At 31.8% G+C, this 17,297-nt stretch carries 16 protein-coding genes and 2 tRNA genes; 2 read left to right on the top strand and 16 right to left on the bottom strand.

Annotated elements, in window-relative coordinates; genetic code table 11:
• Nucleotides 1–11: 11 nt before the first annotated feature.
• From ACKTST_RS09975 to ACKTST_RS09920, 12 genes are all read right to left on the bottom strand, one after another.
• Nucleotides 12–752 (bottom strand): polysaccharide biosynthesis/export family protein, encoded by a 741-nt coding sequence (locus tag ACKTST_RS09975; RefSeq protein WP_408047602.1) that lies wholly within the window; start codon nt 750–752, stop codon nt 12–14.
• A gap of 27 nt (nt 753–779) precedes the next feature.
• Entirely contained in the window at nt 780–2,681 is a 1,902-nt protein-coding gene (locus ACKTST_RS09970; RefSeq protein WP_408047601.1) for a polysaccharide biosynthesis protein, read from the bottom strand.
• A 60-nt stretch (nt 2,682–2,741) separates the two neighbouring features.
• Complete coding sequence (locus tag ACKTST_RS09965; protein ID WP_408047600.1) at nt 2,742–3,257, bottom strand: DUF2892 domain-containing protein; 516 nt, start codon at nt 3,255–3,257, stop codon at nt 2,742–2,744.
• 60 nt (nt 3,258–3,317) lie between these two features.
• The gene (gene ccsA, locus ACKTST_RS09960; protein WP_408047599.1) at nt 3,318–6,464 is read right to left on the bottom strand and encodes a cytochrome c biogenesis protein CcsA; all 3,147 of its coding nucleotides are present in this window, start codon (nt 6,462–6,464) and stop codon (nt 3,318–3,320) included.
• Between the two features lie 106 nt (nt 6,465–6,570).
• The gene (asd, locus tag ACKTST_RS09955) at nt 6,571–7,449 is read right to left on the bottom strand and encodes an archaetidylserine decarboxylase (protein WP_408047598.1); all 879 of its coding nucleotides are present in this window, start codon (nt 7,447–7,449) and stop codon (nt 6,571–6,573) included.
• Nucleotides 7,450–7,455: 6 nt separating this feature from the next.
• Nucleotides 7,456–9,519 (bottom strand): methylmalonyl-CoA mutase, encoded by a 2,064-nt coding sequence (scpA, locus tag ACKTST_RS09950; protein WP_408047597.1) that lies wholly within the window; start codon nt 9,517–9,519, stop codon nt 7,456–7,458.
• The gene (locus ACKTST_RS09945; protein WP_408047596.1) at nt 9,512–10,858 is read right to left on the bottom strand and encodes a methylmalonyl-CoA mutase subunit beta; all 1,347 of its coding nucleotides are present in this window, start codon (nt 10,856–10,858) and stop codon (nt 9,512–9,514) included. Before ACKTST_RS09945 ends, scpA begins: the two co-directional genes overlap by 8 nt.
• Nucleotides 10,858–11,175 (bottom strand): FtsB family cell division protein, encoded by a 318-nt coding sequence (locus tag ACKTST_RS09940; RefSeq protein ID WP_408047595.1) that lies wholly within the window; start codon nt 11,173–11,175, stop codon nt 10,858–10,860. The genes ACKTST_RS09945 and ACKTST_RS09940 overlap by 1 nt, the downstream gene beginning before the upstream one ends.
• 1 nt (nt 11,176) lies before the next feature.
• Complete coding sequence (gene udk, locus ACKTST_RS09935) at nt 11,177–11,782, bottom strand: uridine kinase (protein ID WP_408047653.1); 606 nt, start codon at nt 11,780–11,782, stop codon at nt 11,177–11,179.
• A gap of 99 nt (nt 11,783–11,881) precedes the next feature.
• Nucleotides 11,882–11,955, bottom strand: a tRNA-Thr gene (locus ACKTST_RS09930).
• A 151-nt stretch (nt 11,956–12,106) separates the two neighbouring features.
• Nucleotides 12,107–12,181, bottom strand: a tRNA-Pro gene (locus ACKTST_RS09925).
• 144 nt (nt 12,182–12,325) lie between these two features.
• A complete protein-coding gene (locus ACKTST_RS09920; protein WP_408047594.1) occupies nt 12,326–12,556 on the bottom strand; it encodes a hypothetical protein in 231 nt (76 codons plus the stop codon).
• Between the two features lie 362 nt (nt 12,557–12,918).
• Between ACKTST_RS09920 and ACKTST_RS09915 the strand changes: the two genes are divergently transcribed.
• Complete coding sequence (locus ACKTST_RS09915; protein ID WP_408047593.1) at nt 12,919–13,530, top strand: DUF1684 domain-containing protein; 612 nt, start codon at nt 12,919–12,921, stop codon at nt 13,528–13,530.
• 85 nt (nt 13,531–13,615) lie between these two features.
• Here ACKTST_RS09915 and ACKTST_RS09910 read toward each other — a convergent pair whose 3' ends face one another.
• The 4 genes from ACKTST_RS09910 to ACKTST_RS09895 form a co-directional block, all read right to left on the bottom strand.
• On the bottom strand, nt 13,616–14,320 hold the full coding sequence (locus ACKTST_RS09910) for a crotonase/enoyl-CoA hydratase family protein (RefSeq protein ID WP_408047592.1): 705 nt from the start codon (nt 14,318–14,320) through the stop codon (nt 13,616–13,618).
• A gap of 3 nt (nt 14,321–14,323) precedes the next feature.
• Nucleotides 14,324–14,716 (bottom strand): fluoride efflux transporter CrcB, encoded by a 393-nt coding sequence (gene crcB, locus ACKTST_RS09905; RefSeq protein ID WP_408047591.1) that lies wholly within the window; start codon nt 14,714–14,716, stop codon nt 14,324–14,326.
• A gap of 114 nt (nt 14,717–14,830) precedes the next feature.
• Nucleotides 14,831–15,802 carry a BT_3928 family protein gene (locus ACKTST_RS09900; RefSeq protein WP_408047590.1) on the bottom strand — a complete coding sequence of 324 codons (972 nt, stop codon included), beginning with the start codon at nt 15,800–15,802 and terminating at the stop codon, nt 14,831–14,833.
• 17 nt (nt 15,803–15,819) lie between these two features.
• Entirely contained in the window at nt 15,820–16,365 is a 546-nt protein-coding gene (locus ACKTST_RS09895; RefSeq protein ID WP_408047589.1) for a DUF1599 domain-containing protein, read from the bottom strand.
• An 80-nt stretch (nt 16,366–16,445) separates the two neighbouring features.
• On the opposite strand from ACKTST_RS09895, the gene folP reads away from it, so the two are divergent.
• On the top strand, nt 16,446–17,267 hold the full coding sequence (folP, locus tag ACKTST_RS09890) for a dihydropteroate synthase (RefSeq protein ID WP_408047652.1): 822 nt from the start codon (nt 16,446–16,448) through the stop codon (nt 17,265–17,267).
• Nucleotides 17,268–17,297 lie beyond the last annotated feature (30 nt).

Here is a 17,297-nt window from a genome sequence, read left to right as displayed (position 1 = left end):
AGCAATATTATCTATCGTGTAAGAATTGTAATTAATGAAATTAAAATAGAACCTATTGAAATGAATAGACCTGTATTTCTATTGTAAACAGCATCTTGTGAGGTAGCTCTGTTAGGTTCAATATATATAACATCGTTTTGTTGTAAGTAATAAGCTGGTGAGTTAAAAATATTATTAGAACGTAAATCTAAGCTGTAATTTTTTATCACGTTGTTTTCTTCTCTTTTAATTGTAATGTTTCTAATTCCAGTAATATTTAAATCTCCGGCTAAACCAATTGCTTCAAGTATTGTAATTCGCTCATTAGGAATTGTAAAAAGACCTGGGTTTTTTACATCTCCTAAAACAGTAATAGAAAAATTTGTGATTTTTATATTTACAACAGGATTTTTAATGTAGTCAGGAGATAATTTTGAATGAAGTAAATTAATGGCTTCTATCTTAGATAAACCACCTAATTTTAATTTTCCAAAAACAGGGTAATTTATGAAGCCATCACTGTCAATCAAATACAAATGAGGTGTAGATATTTCACCTGAGTTATTGGTTAAGTTAAAAGGTTTTGTAGCTTCCGTATCTAATGCAGAAACAGTTATTTGTAGTAAATCATCAGATTTAAGGATAGTTTTATAAACTGAATTCGTTTGAGTTTGGTTGTTATCATCTTGAAAATAAACAATATTCTTTCTCGAAGCACATGATGTTATGCATAATGCAATTATGATGATAAGATATTTTGAAACTTTTTGCATTGAATTAATTTTTGCGAAAGTACTAATTTAAATTTTGGTAGTATCTAGTTTTTCGTACACTGAATTGTTTGATATGTATTCAGGAACTATTTCCTTGATAGATTGTACTGTTTTATGGTTATTATGCTCTTTATTAATTAGACATAATTTTTCTATTTTGTTGATTATAACATCACAATCAATTTCTTGATTTTTAGCGATCATAATTTTTTCATGATAAGTTGGAGAAGTATTTTCTCCATCAGCTAATAATTCTTCATATAATTTTTCACCAGGACGTAAACCAGTTATTTTTATATCTATATCTTCAGGATAATTTAAGCCTGATAAATAAATCATTCTCTTGGCAATATCATATATTTTTACTGACTTACCCATATCAAAAATATAAATTTCTCCACCATTCCCCATAGTTCCAGCTTCTAGTACTAGTTGACAAGCTTCAGGAATAGTCATGAAATAGCGAGTAATATCTTTATGGGTAACTGTTAATGGTCCACCATTTTCAATTTGACGTTTGAATAATGGAATAACAGAACCGTTAGACCCTAAAACATTACCGAAACGAGTTGTAGTAAATTTAGTATTGTGTTTTTTTGAATTACTTAAACAGCTTACATACATCTCCGCAACACGTTTTGTAGCTCCCATAACATTAGTAGGATTGACCGCTTTATCAGTTGACACCATAACGAAACGTTCAATATTGTGTTTTATTGATAAGTCTGCAATATTTTTTGTGCCCGCAATATTAATTTTCACTGCCTCATAAGGACTTAGTTCCATTAAAGGAACATGCTTGTATGCAGCTGCATGATAAACTTTTTGAGGTTTAAACTCTTCAAAAACTTCATTCATTCTTACTTCGTCTCTTACATCAGCAACAATAGAAGTAAAGTTTACAGTTTCATTTTGAATAAGCTCTTGTTGAAGATCATATAAAGGAGACTCAGCATGATCTACTAAAATAAGATGTTTGTAATTATAGGTGCTTAATTGTCGAGATATTTCTGAACCGATTGATCCAGCTGCTCCAGTAACCAAAATAACCTTATTGTTAACGTCTCTTTTTACAATTGGGTTGTCAATAGAAATAGGTTTTCTGTCTAGCAAATCCTCAATTTTTACTTGTTTAATTTGATTAGCTTCTAGGTCACCCCCAATCCATTTTGATAATGGAGGAACGATTTTAACCTGTACACCAAGAGCAAGTAGTTTATCAGTTAAGTATAAAAGTTTTTCAGATTTAATATTTTGGATAGAAATAATTATTTCGTCAATGTTCTTGTTTTGAATGAATTTTTTATTGATGCTTTTTCCGTCATATATTTTTATACGATCAAGTTTTTTTCCTATTTTTTTATGGTCATCATCAATAAAACCAAGAACTTCAATTTTATTTTTAGTATCTCTATTTAAGGCTCCGTAGGTAATTAATCCAGAGTCACCAGCTCCGTAGATTAAAACATTGGTTATAGACTTTAATTGAGTAGATACAATCTCGTAAAAAGCTTTAAAAATATATCTACTAATAACTAAAACAATTACAGAAATTAAATAATGAATAATAAGTATTGTTTTAGGAATAGTATACTTTGGTAAAATTTTAAAAAGATTATTTACTAATACAATACTCGTAGTGATTAAAAAAAGCAAAGTTACTCCAATTATAACATTGAAGGCGTCTCTAGTTCCAGTATGACGAATGATTCCTTTATATGATCCAACAATAAGAAAACTAACAAGTGAAATAGAAGCAATAAAAGGAAGTTGATAATAAAAGCTCTCTATGTCAAAGTTTAAACTAGCGTTAAAACGAACAGCATATGCTAATATAAAAGATATGCACACCAGTACAATATCTATAATTAAAACAACCCATCTAGAGGCATACTTGTCAAAAGCTTTTAATAATAGACTTTTAATCATTAATGATTTTTGTTAGGCGTTAAAGTTACAAAATATAAAAACAACAAATAATATGAAAGATTAAATCTTCTTCATTTGTTGTTTCATCATTTGCATTTGCTCTTTTAACATTCCGTGCTTGTCTAATTTTTTGGCCTCAGCCATTAAATTAGTAGCTTCTCTTTTTCTGCGTTTAGTCATAGCAATTCCTGCTAATTGTAATTTTGCCATAGCTAAATCATGATCCATAGCTAATCCAAGTTTCACAGCTTTCTTTAAAAATTTTTCAGCTTGAGTTATGTTGGTTTGAGAAAGCATGATCCCTTGTAAATAATTATAGTAACCTTCTTGTTTTTGAGTTAAAGCTGTTGAAGGATTTTTAATATACGCTAACCATTTTTGAGCGCCCTCAAAATTTTGTTTACGTAGCTGTAAAAAAGCTAAAAGAATGAACTCGTTTTTGAAGTAAAATAAAACAAATAGTCCAGCAAGTAAAAGTATTGATATACCATTCATTATATGCCCTTGTGTAAATTCATACACAGACCATATAGTTATTAAAGCGGCTAGAACTAATTTTATATTTTTATTGAACATAATGTTTTTTCTTTTTTAACGGTTTGCAAAAATACATTTTTTAAGAGATAAGTTCCTAACTTATTTCTTGTAATACTTTCTATTTTGAACCCATGCAGCTATTCCTAAAATAGTTACAAAAGCTATAGAGTAATATACTGAAGTAGGAGTGACCACTTTATCTCCACTAGCGTATGAGTGTAATCCGGATAAATAGAAATTCACTCCCATATAGGTCATCATAATTGATGCAATAGCGATGATTGAGACTAAATTAAATGTGTATCGTCCTCGTAACCCAGGAATTAATCGCATGTGTAATACAAATGAATAAATCATGATAGATACTAATGCCCAAGTTTCTTTAGGGTCCCATCCCCAGTAGCGCCCCCAACTTTCATTAGCCCACATTCCTCCTAAAAAGTTACCCACAGTAAACATAACTAACCCGACAGTTAAAGCCATTTCGTTTATGATGGTTAATTCTTTAATATGTAAATCCATTTTCTTTTTGTTCTTTTTGTTGGTAAACACGATTAAGAACAAAGCAAAAACACCAAGAATCATTCCTAAAAAGAAAGGGCCGTAAGCAGCTACTATTATAGAAACGTGTACGTATAACCACCAAGAATTTAATACAGGTTGTAAGTTGGCAATTTCAGGATCTAACCAATTTTGGTGTGCAAACATTAAAATTACTGATACTAAAAAAGTGGTTGCAGCAATGGTTAATGAAGATTTTTTTCCTAAAATTAATCCAAATAACATGGTTGCTAACCCAACAAAGATTATCGACTCATAAGCGTTACTCCAAGGTGCATTTCCACTAATATACCAGCGAGCAGTTAGTCCTAAAACATGAAAAATAAATAAGAAAATTACAACTCCTATAAGCCCTTTTACAACATAATTAACCCATTGTTTATTGTTGAAAATCTGTAAGAAAACAAATACAATTAAAAGTAAACTTACATATCCGTAGTATTTAGAAAGTTTTACAAAAATGTTTAGTTTGTTGTATGCGATTTCTAAATCAATTTTGTCTTTTGAAGGAATAACTTCTGATCCGAATTTTTGTTGAAATTTCTTAATTCCGTCTAAAACTTTGTTGGTTTCTGTGTAGTCGCCAGATTTTTTCGAAGCTTGTAATAATTGTAAATAAACAGGTAATGATTGACGTACAAATACAGAATCTGTTCCTTTAAAATTAGCTTGTAATGTTTCTGGTTGCGATACCCATTTGTTGTTTTCGTCGTTAGGAACTGGGAAAATACGTAACACACCACCTCCTAAAGCTTGCGATAATAACCAAACTCTTCTTTCAATTTTAATAGCGTCTTGTTCAAATTTATTTTGAATCCTTTTCTTTTCAGCTTCAACAACTAAATGACTAATTTTTGAAGAACCGTCTTGATTATAAAAATCAATAAAACGAGCATACTTTGTTTCTTGAGGAACACCTAAAACTTCTCTGATTTGTGTGTTTCCTTTTTCTAAATATACAAACGGAACATTTAACCAAAGCATTGGGTTTTCAGTAATAGAAAGCAATATTTGACTAGGATCCATTCCTTTAAATTTGTCGGTATGGGCAACTTTTCTTACCAATTCTGAAGCAAAAGTGTGAGCAGGTTTCATACGTCCGCCAGCATCTTGAATTACTAAAGAACTAAACAAGTCAGCGTGATTATTATCAACTTTATTCGCGATTAGGATTGAATCAATTTGCGCTTCGGTAATTTCTTTAGGTTCGTGTTCTTTATGTTGACTAAAACTAACTAGTGAAAAGAAAAGCGCGATTACTGATAGTGTTGTTTTCTTGTTTCGGATTTTTACTAACGATTGTTTTAGATCATCGAAGCGAGTATTTTTCACAAATAACGAGGCGATTAATCCGAAGAATAATAAAAAGTAACCGATATAAGTAATCCAAGTTCCCCAGAAATCGTGATTTACAGATAGGTGAGTTTGTTCATGCTCTCCTTCAATTTTATAACTCGATTGAAATAGTTTGTATCCTTTATGATCTAAGATATGATTCATAAAAATTCTATAATCAAAAGTTTCATCAGAGTCAGTAACTGTAATTTCACTTGCATAAGCAGCAGCACTTTCAGAACCTGGATATTTCTCTAGTTGGAAATCGTTTAATTTAACACTAAAAGGAGTTTTTAATAATTTTGAACCATACCAAGCTCTGAAGTTTAAGTCTCCGACACTAAATTGTTGCTGGTTTGCTACATTAAATTTACCGCCATGTAATTCAACACGCTCAGTTTCTCCGTTAGTTGTAACATCAAAAATGACAGCATCATATTTTTTATCGTCTTTTTTACCTCTAACTGTTTTTACTTCTCCTTTTTCTGGAGATTTAGGCACAACAAATTGTAACCCGTTTACGTTGTGAAGTGTCAAGAATTGGAAATGTTGAACACTATCTTTTACAATTTCACCACGCTTTTGGTCTGCCATTCTTAACCAATCACCATCATTTTTTGAAAGCATTTTTAAACTTCCATCTTCATAAAAGAAATTAATTGAAGCTGCTTCTTTGTTAGAGGCTTCAAAACCAACTAAAATATTATGAATGTTTTCAATTTCACCTTTTTTAATATAATGTTCATGTCTACTTCCGCTAGAACTTTCCACTAAAAATAAGTGTTCAGTTCCGTTTTTGTCTTCAACCAATTTAGTTTCAGCCCACGGAATATAATTAACTAGGTTAAATTTTATTTCATGGTTTGTGCTGTCTTTTTTTGGTTGAAAATACTCGGTAAAGTTTGCTGAGTTAGTTCCCCAAGCAGAAAGTAATAATTTGTTGTTGTATTCTCGTTGAAACTGATTATTATCAACCACTACATTTAAGTAAGTGTGTTCAGAATAAAACTGATTTGTAGTTTCACCTTCATCAATCACCATTAAACCTTCGTAGCTTATATAGCGGGTGATGCCAGCTCCAATTAAAATTAGCAAAAAAGCTAAGTGGAATAATAAAACTGACCATTTTTCTTTTCTGTATAATCGATATCTAAAAATATTTCCGAAGAAGTTAATAACAAAAAACACCATAATTAATTCAAACCACCAAGTGTTGTAAACTAAAGCTTTTGAGGTTTGTGTTCCGTAATCGTTTTCTATAAAAGTGGCAACTCCCATGGCAATGGCAAAAACAAGAAATAATACAGCCATTAAACGGGTAGAGTAGAGGGTGTTTAAGATTTTTTTCATCAGTAAATCTGCTATGTGTAAAACGACGCAAATTTACGGATTAAACCTTGAATGACATTATGATTTCAGTCATTATTTAAAAAGAAGAATGTTAAAAATGAATTGGTTATTTACCAATCTTTTCTCCCATTTTAACAAAGGTTTCCATTTTGTTTTTAGTGTTCTCTAAAATATCATTGTCAATCGTAGTTTTAGAACTATCTACTAATAAAACAATGGTAGAGCCACCAAAAGCAAAATATCCCATTTCGTCTCCTTTTTTTACTTCGGAATTTGGGGTGTAGGTTTCAATAATACTACCCACCATAGTTGCGCCTACTGGCGCTATAATAATATCTCCTTTGTCTTTTGTAGATAAAGTGCAAAACTCACGTTTGTTCTCACAAAAGACTCTAGTAAAATTACCTGCTAAAGCATAAGGTGAAACTGAAAAGTAATCCCCTTTAATTTTTGTTACTTCGGAAGGGATTCCGTCATACGGAAAATGATATCGGTGATAGTCATTCGGAGCTAAACGCAAAATAATGAGCGACGAATCCTTATGTTTTTTTGCTAATTCTTTGTTCCCTAAAAATTCTTCTAGTGTAAACTTTCTTCCTTTTACAAAGAAATTATGAATGTCAGAAATGTTTTTAAAAGCTAGTAATTTACCGTCGCCAGGAGAAACAAAATCGCTTTCAATTGGGCGTGCGCCAGATTTTAGTTTTCTGTAGAAAAAATCATTGAAAGAAATATAATCTTCAGCTGATCTTTCAGCCTCTGTCATATCAATCTGAAGCTCTCGAACAAAATTATTAATCTTATTGATAGAACTTGGTTTGTTCATTAGTTTACCATACCAAGACGATAAAAATTTACGCTTCACCATGGGTAACAAAGCCATTTTACCAAACGGATTGTTATATAACAATTTTAAAAACCCTTCTCCAGGAGGAGTTTCGGTGATGATTTTGCCCGATTTTCTATCAATAAATTTTATTTGCATAATTTTTTATTCCTCAATACTATCAATCAAAATAGTTAACATGTCTATAGCGGCTTGTGCAATTTTTGTTCCTGGGCCAAAAACTCCTACAGCACCTGCATCAAATAAGAATTGATAATCTTGTGCAGGAATTACACCTCCAACAATTACCATAATATCTTCACGTCCGTATTTTTTAAGTTCGGCAATAACTTGTGGGACCAATGTTTTATGTCCAGCAGCTAACGACGAAATTCCTAAAATATGCACGTCGTTTTCAATGGCTTGTTTGGTTGCTTCTTGTGGTGTTTGGAAAAGCGGGCCAATATCTACATCAAAGCCTAAATCGGCATAACCAGTTGCAACCACCTTAGCACCACGATCGTGACCGTCTTGTCCTAATTTAGCAATCATAATACGAGGGCGACGACCTTCTAATTCTGAGAATTTATCAGCTAGCTCGGTTGCTTTTTTAAATAACTCGTCGTCTTTTATTTCTTTACTATACACACCTGAAATAGTTTTATGTACTGCTTTATGACGTCCGAAAATAGTTTCAAGGGCATCGGAAATTTCACCTAGAGTAGCTCTGTTTCTAGCAGCTTTTACAGCCAAATCTAATAAATTTCCGTTACCTGATTTAGCAGCTTCAGTTAAATTATGTAAAGATTTCTCAACCTCAGTTTGATTTCTTTTCGATTTTAAGTCATTCAGTCGGTTAATTTGTGATTGACGAACAGCTTCGTTATCTACTTCTAAAATGTGTAAAGGATCCTCTTGTTCTAATTGATATTTATTAACACCAACAATTACATCCTGACCGCTATCAATTTTTGCTTGCTTTTTTGCGGCAGCTTCTTCGATTCGCATTTTCGGAATTCCTTTTTCAATAGCTTTAGTCATTCCTCCTAATTCTTCAACTTCCTGGATTAGTTCCCAAGCTTTGTTGGCAATTTCTTCGGTTAATTTTTCAACGTGATAACTACCAGCCCAAGGATCAACAGTTTTAGTAATATGCGTTTCTTCTTGTAGATATATTTGAGTGTTACGAGCAATACGAGCTGAAAAATCAGTAGGTAAAGCAATTGCTTCGTCCAAGGCGTTGGTGTGTAAACTTTGGGTTCCGCCAAAAGCAGCAGCCATGGCTTCTATAGTTGTACGAGCAACATTGTTAAATGGGTCTTGCTCTGTTAAACTCCATCCACTTGTTTGGCAGTGGGTTCTTAAAGCTAATGATTTTGGATTCTTCGGATTGAATTGTTTTACAATTTTTGCCCACAACATTCTTCCTGCTCGCATTTTTGCAATTTCCATAAAATGGTTCATTCCAATTGCCCAGAAAAAAGACAAACGAGGGGCAAAAGTATCGATATCCATACCAGCTTCCAATCCTTTTTTTATGTATTCTAATCCGTCTGCTAGGGTGTAAGCTAACTCGATTTCGGCAGTAGCACCAGCTTCTTGCATGTGGTATCCTGAAATAGAAATCGAATTAAATTTTGGCATATTTTCAGAAGTGTATTTGAAAATATCGGCAATTATTTTCATCGAAGGAGTTGGTGGGTAAATATACGTGTTACGCACCATAAATTCCTTTAAAATATCATTTTGGATAGTTCCTGATAATAGTTCAGGAGCAACTCCTTGTTCTTCTGCTGCTACAATATAAAACGCCAAAATAGGTAAAACGGCTCCGTTCATGGTCATTGAAACCGACATTTTATCTAACGGAATTTGATCAAATAAGACTTTCATGTCTTCAACCGAATCAATCGCTACACCAGCTTTTCCAACATCTCCTTGTACACGCTCGTGATCGGAATCGTATCCTCGGTGAGTAGCTAAATCGAAAGCAACAGATAGTCCTTTTTGACCCGCAGCTAAATTTCTGCGATAAAAAGCGTTGCTTTCTTCTGCAGTAGAAAAACCTGCATATTGACGAATTGTCCAAGGTCTGCGAACATACATAGTAGAGTAGGGACCGCGCAGGTTTGGAGTAATACCAGCTACAAAATCTTCGTGTTTGAAAGAATTACTGGCTTTGTTTTGAGTATCGGGTAACTGTATGTTTGATATGTCTTTTCTACTCATTTTCTAAACGGTCTTGTTCTAATTTTTCAGCTAATCGTTTTTGAATAATTGGCTGAATTAATGTTTTTTCATTACGAACTTTTAAGAATGGAGAAACTTCTAAGTCGTTTTTCATTTTATCATTCTCGTTCTGAATTTTATTAGTTCCTAGCAATACTAACTTTCCAGAATCGAATAATTGTTGTTCTTTATCTGCAGATTCTTTTATTTTTCGTTGAATAATACCTTCTTTTAATTGCTTTAAGAATCCGCCTCCTTGCTCTATTTGTTTAAAAACCTCTAATGCTTTTTGAGCAAGCTGTTGTGTAATGGTTTCAATATAATATGTCCCGTCTGCAATATTTTGTGCTTCGGCTAGTTCGCTTTCTTGCTGTAAAATCAATAACTGATTTCTTGAAATACGCTCTCCAAATTTGTTTGGTTGATGAAAAATTGCATCATACGAACTATTTGCTATCGTGTTTGTTCCGCCTAAAATAGCACTCATACATTCTGAAGTTGTGCGGAGCATATTTACATTGTAATCGTACAAAGTTTTGTTTCGTAAACTTGGTTGCGTAAAAATATGAACTGTAGCTTCGGTGTTGTATTCTTTTAATAAAGAATCCCATAAAATTCTAAAAGCTCTAAGTTTGGCAATTTCAAAAAAGTAATTACTACCCACAGAGAAATTAAAGTGAATATTATTAGCTGTCGAACTACCAAAATGATTCAAATATTCGTTTGCGTGTGCTAATGCGTAAGCTAACTGTTGCGTAATTGTCGCCCCAGCATTTTGATAAATAGAAGTATTAACACAAATAGAGTTCTGAGTGTTTTTTACTATCTCTTCAAGTTGAGTATGGTCGTTTTTTAGGTTTGAAAACCAGTTTCCCGAACTTGCTAAGTTTCCAATTATATCAGTATTAAAATAGCGGTTATTAGAGTTTAAAAAAGTTGAAATTTCTTTAGTGAATTCTGAAGATAAGAAGCTAAAAGAAAAATAAAGTGTTGTGTTTTTTGAGTCAATGCCTTTTAAAACGGTTTTGAAATCAAAATTTTCTTTAGCGATAAATTCAATAGCAGTAGCTCCTCTTTTAATAGCGTCAATCGCAAAAGAATTTGCTTTTTCTTCGTTTGTAATGATGATTTTTTGACAAACTTTAAAGCCTTCTTTAGGAGTGCTTATTGCTACATTAGTTCTGTCTTCTTTGGTGTAAAAAGGTCTTACGGTAATACCTTCTTCAGTTTTCCATAAAAGGGTTTCGTTATAGTCAGCTCCTTTAAGATCTACCTGAATTTTTTGTTTCCATTCAGCTGGACTTACTCCTTGAAATTCGTCAAATAAATAATTATTCATTACTTTTTTATGGTATCAAATTCAATAATATAAATGTCTTCATCTTCTTTCTTCATTAAATATTTTTCTCTTGCGTAGCGTTCTAATTGCAGTGAATCTTGTAATTGTTGTATTGTCTCTTTATCTTTTTTTATTTTCTTTTCGTGATAATCAATCCAACTTTTTAATTCGTCAATTTCTTTGTTAAATTCTCTATGTGTAAGGTATGAGTTTTCATCAAAAAAAAGCATCCAAACTACAAATACTGTAAGTATAATCACGTAAATATTAGTAGCGATTTTAAAGGTTGGCTTATTTTTTATTGATTTTAAATTCATGTTACAAACGATCGTTAATTACAGTTCTAACGATATCAATTGCCACGGTATTATATCGATCGTTAGGAATGATGATATCAGCATAGTTTTTTGTTGGTTCAATAAATTGCTGATGCATCGGTTTTAATGTGGTTTGATAACGATTTAATACTTCTTCAACATCTCTACCACGTTCTTTAATATCTCTTCTAACTCTACGAATTAAACGTTCATCGGCATCGGCATGCACAAAAACTTTAATATCGCATAAGTCACGAAGTTCTTTGCTATTGAATATTAAAATTCCTTCAATAATTATAACTTTTCGCGGATGCGTTTTTACGGTATCTTTTGTTCTGTTGTGTGTTACGAAAGAATATATAGGTTGCTCTATAATGTGTCCTTTTTTCAACTCTTTTAAGTGCTGAACCAGTAACCCAAAATCAATAGCTCTTGGATGATCAAAGTTTATTTTAGTACGTTCTTCGTAGGTTAAATTATCGGTTTTGTTGTAGTATGAATCTTGTGATATTACACAAACTTCATCAGCAGGAAGTTCGTTAATTATTTGATTTACTACGGTAGTTTTTCCGCTTCCAGTTCCTCCTGCAATACCGATAATAAAAATATTTTTCATTGTTAAATGTTAAAGCTAGTTTAAAAGACAAATTTAGTAAAATCAAAACATAAAAAAAGCGCTAACTTTAAGTTAGCGCTTTTTGTTTTGAGCCGATGAAGGGACTCGAACCCCCGACCTGCTGATTACAAATCAGCTGCTCTAGCCAGCTGAGCTACATCGGCGTTTGCTTTAAAAGCGTGGCAAATATATAATGTTTTTTAATACTGCAAAAACTTTTTTTGCTTTTTGAATAACTTTTTTTTGGTGCTTTTTTTAACTTATTGAAAGTTAGTTTGTTTTTGAAAAAAAAATAATTGAAAAAAAATAAAAAAGTCGGGGCGAGTGGATTCGAACCACCGATCTCTGGTCCCCCAGACCAGCACTTTAACCGGACTAAGCTACGCCCCGATGCTGCAAATATATTTAAAAAGAAAAGTTCTAAGTAAATTTACTTAGAACTTTATCAAGAATAAATATTATAATGAGAGCGGTAGTTGATGAAACTACAATTCTTAATATATATTATTAACGCACTTAAATGAAGCTTATTGTTTAGGCTGTTAAAGGTTTTCCTTTTAATCGCTTTTCAATACGTTGTTTTACAGCTGTTAAACGTTTCATCATGTCCATTAAAGTAACGTCTTTTGTTTGTTTGTATACTTCGTTAATCTCTAAAATTAGAGCTTTTGCTTCTCTAGAGGCTAATATTCTGTCACTAGTAGTTACAAATTTGAATTTTCTATTTTCAAACTCTTCTGCCTTATTGATTAATTCTGATTTCATAAAATTTACCAATTTAAATTTAAAATTTTCCTTTAGGGATCATCTGGTAATTGATTTGGCTAAAAAATAGCCCCTAAAAATAACTGGGGCGACAAAAGTAGAGGAAACTTTATGTTTTGTATAGAGAAAATTATAAATTTAGTTTATGGTATTATAATTTTTTCTTATAAAGACTGAATCCTCTTAAAAATCAATTATAGAGATAATCTATGAACATAAATGTAGTGATTTTTTATTATTATATAAAATTATTAGCAGAATATTAACAAATATTGAGTCTTGATTTAATGATTTGTTAAGTGATAATGCTGTTTTGGTGAGAATACAGTATTTTTGTTAACGTTTTAAAAAATATCGAAGAAATGAAAAAAATAATGTTGATTGCTTTTATTATTACATGCTTGTCGTGTAACAGTCAAGGAAAAAGAGCTGTATTGGGTGAGTCCGAGTTTCAAAAAGAATTGAATAGAGATTTTAAAGATGCTTCCAAATCTCCACTAACAAAAAAAGGATTAAAAGAGTTTAAAGGACTTGATTTTTTCCCTATTGAAGCTAAATATAAAGTAGTAGCAAAGTTTGAAGAAACACCAAATGCGCCTATTTTTAATTTTCCTACAACAACAGATAGAGTTGCGGTATATAAAAAGTATGGAATTATTACTTTTTCGATTGATGGAAAAGATTTTGAATTATCAGTTTATAAGAATGTGAATCCAAAACCAGAGTACGCGAATAATTTGTTTTTACCATTTTTAGATAATACAAACGGAAAAGCATCATACAAAGGAGGACGTTTTATAGATTTGTATACAACAGATATTAAGGCGAACGGTACTATTGAGATTGATTTCAACAAAGCTTATAATCCGTATTGTGCTTACAGCGATCGATATTCTTGTCCAATTACTCCGCCAGATAATTACCTTGATATTGAAATTAAAGCTGGAGTAAGGGCTTACAAAAAAACAGAGTAAATAATTTTTAAAAAAGTTAAACGTCATTACGAGGAAGATTGCTTCTTCCGAAAAAATCGGAATCGCAATGACGTTTTAAATCAGTTTATTTTGAAGGAGGAGTTAAACCTTCATCAATATCTTGTTGTATAGCTTTTTCAAGCGCATCTAAGTAAGGTTTTCTTACTTCTAGTTTCGTTTCTGAATGAGCTTTCTTATTTAGTTTGGTGAACATTTCAGCGATTTTTATAGCTGTAGGTAATAAGTATTCTTGTGGTACAACTTTATCTAAAAATCCAGCAGTTAAAGCATCTTTAGGATTGTATATTTCTGAACAATTTACACTTCTTTCAAAATAAATAGGAGCTAAACGGGCTTTGGCAATTTCAATTCCAGCATTGTGCATGGTCATGCCAATCATTACTTCGTTTAATCCAATTTTGAAGTCTCCTTCTGTACCTAATCTATAATCAACAGAAAGTAATAAAAAAGCTCCTTTTGCAACTGCATGTCCTGAACAAGCTGCAATTATAGGAAAAGGGAAAGATAACATTCTGTGTGATAATTTAGATCCTTTGGTAACTAGTTCTAAAGCAGCTTCAGGAGAAGCTGTCATACTTTTTAAATCGTAACCAGCAGAAAATATTCCAGGTTGCCCAGTTAAAATTACTGGTTTTTCCTCTTTTTCTGCTGTGTTAAAAGCATCATTTAATGCATCAATTACTTCGTGAGAAATCGCGTTGGCTTTTCCGTTAGTAATGGTAATTATTACGTGGTTATCAGCTGATGTATATTGTATAAGTTCGTTCATGTGTTATATGTTTTGAGGAGTAGCTCCAAAATAATTTACTAAATAAATTCCTGCAAAAACAGCAAGAAATCCTAGAATAAAACTTGTAATCGTATAGATAGCGAAAGAAGTAAAATCTCCAGATTTTAGAAAGATGTGATTCTCATAAGCAAATGTTGAAAAGGTGGTAAAACCTCCACAAAAACCAGTAGCTAATAATAAGGTGTGGCTTTGTGTTAACGTTTGATTTTTTGCTGCGAATCCTAAAATGATTCCTATGAGTAAACTTCCTAAAATATTGGCAGTAAAAGTTCCGTAAGGAATTTCCGGTTGTGAGCTGTTTAACGTTTTTCCGATAATATATCGTAGCACACTTCCTATACCACCGCCAATAAAGACTAATAAAAATTGTTTCACTAAAATATGCTGGTTTTATTTATGAAGAAGTTTTCTTTAAAAAAAACATCTTTTGCTAAAATAAGAAAACCTCACAAATTTGTGAGGTTTTCGAAGTGTATATATTAGTCTAAATTATAATTCTACATCGTCAGCATCTGTCCAGTTCCATTTTCCTGCAATAACTCCGTTTTTCACAGTCATAATACCTGGGTTGGCTCTAATAGCTGTTTTTAAAGCTGTCTCGTCACAGAACCCAAATTCATAAGGAAGCCCGTATTTTTGCTGAGTGGCTTCTAAGTCTTCAATGTAAGAAGCGGTTAAAACATATATTTCGTAACCTTGTTCTTTCGCTTTTTTTGCAGCTTCTGCAACTTTTGCAATACCTTCTTTTTCGGTCTTATCAAAGTTGTACATTAAGATAAGCATCGCTTTTTCTTTGGCTAACATTTCTTCCAGTTTATCACCATCTTCAGTTTCAATCATAAAATCATGGATAGGAGGTATTTCATCACTACCGTCTTGGTATTTCATTCCTTCAGCAATATCTTTTCCAACAGCATAAGCTCTAAAATCGATAATTGGTAAGTGGTTTAATACGTAATAACTGATTCCTAATGAAATAAAAAGAGAAACAAAAGTAGTTAATGAAGCTATTTTGTTTGAAATTAATGGTTTTATATATTCAACTCCTTTGATTAGAATAACGATAAAAACCATTAAAATAACGTTTTTATAAAAAGTTTCTTTTGGTGTTAATTTTATAGCATCTCCAAAACATCCACAATCGGTTACTTTATTGTAGGTGTATGAGTACCATGTTAAAAACATGAAAATGGTGTTTAAACCAAATAAACTCCATACAGTAAGTTTTGACTTGTATCCTACTAAAAGCATTACGCCTAAAACTAATTCGGCAACGATTAAAAGAATTGAAAAAGGTAGGGCAAAAGGAATTAAAAACTCCATATTAAGCACACTTGCACTAAAATATTCTTCAAACTTGTATTGAGAACCAATCGGGTCTACCAGTTTTACAAATCCTGAATAGATAAAAAGTAGTCCAACAAGAACTCTAGAAATGTGAGTTAATAATTTTAAAATCATATAGGGGCGTTTTAAAGTTAATTATCTGATTCAGAAATATGAATCATGGCAAAAATAGCATAATTTATCATATCTTGATAATTTGCATCAATACCTTCTGAAACTAATGTTTTTCCTTGGTTGTCTTCAATTTGTTTTACACGTAATAATTTTTGTAAAATTAAATCGGTTAATGAAGAAATTCGCATGTCTCTCCAAGCTTCACCGTAATCATGGTTTTTGTTTTCCATTAATTCTTTGGTGATTTTTATATGTTTATTATATAATTCGGTGGCTTTTTCAGTTGATAAATCAGGTTGTTCAACAACACCAAGTTCTAATTGAACTAATGCCATAATCGAATAATTAATAATTCCAATAAATTCTGAGCGCTCACCTTCGTCAACTTTACGTTCGGTGTTTTCTTGTAACTGACGTATGCGTTGTGCTTTGATAAATATTTGATCGGTTAATGACGGAAGTCTTAAAATTCTCCAAGCACTACCATAATCGCTCATTTTTTTCACAAACAAATTTCTACATTCTTCAACTACAGCATCGTATTGTTTAGAGGTGTTTTGCATCTTTTTTATTTAAAAGTAATCGACCAAAAATAGTAAATATTACAAGCTTTTCATTTATTTTTACTTGGAAATTTAGAATGATGACGATTAATTGTAAAGGAACCTTACTAGATCTTAGTACTCCCAAGGTAATGGGAATTTTAAATATAACTCCAGATTCTTTTTATGATGGAGGAAAGTATAAAAATGAACAAGATATTTTGGCTCAGACAGAAAAAATGTTGAGTGAAGGCGCTACGTTTATAGATGTTGGTGCTTATTCATCACGACCTGGAGCAAAACATATTTCTGAAGAAGAAGAGTTACAAAGAATGCTTCCTGTTATTGAGTTACTGATGAAAAATTTTTCTGAAATTTTAATTTCTGTAGATTCTTTTAGAAGTAAAGTAGCAGAAGAATCTATCAATGCGGGTGCTGCAATAATTAATGATATTTCTGGCGGTAAGATGGATGATAACATGTTTACAACGGTAGCAAAACTTCAAGTTCCGTATATAATGATGCATATGCAAGGAACCCCTCAAAATATGCAGGTAAATCCACACTATGAGAATGTAGTTACTGAAGTAATTTCGTTTTTTGCTGAACAACTTTTTAAACTACGCCAATTAAAAATTAATGATATAATTATTGATGTAGGCTTTGGTTTTGGTAAAAAACTCAATCAAAACTACGAGTTACTTAAAAATCTCTCATTATTTAAAAACCTTGATGTTCCTGTTTTAACAGGAGTTTCAAGAAAGTCAATGTTGTATAAGTTGTTAGAAATTTCTCCGGAAGAAGCTTTGAATGCAACAACAGTTGCTAATACTGTTGCATTATTAAACGGAACCAATATTTTAAGAGTGCATGATGTAAAAGAAGCGGTTGAAGCGGTTACAATTGTAAGTCAGTTACAATAAAATGCTTACATTTACTCAATAAGTTTTTAT

The organism is Tenacibaculum crassostreae (assembly GCF_964512405.1).
GTDB lineage: Bacteria > Bacteroidota > Bacteroidia > Flavobacteriales > Flavobacteriaceae > Polaribacter > Polaribacter crassostreae.
Note: the sequence above shows the minus strand (reverse complement) of the source record. Positions and strands in the feature narration are given on the sequence as shown.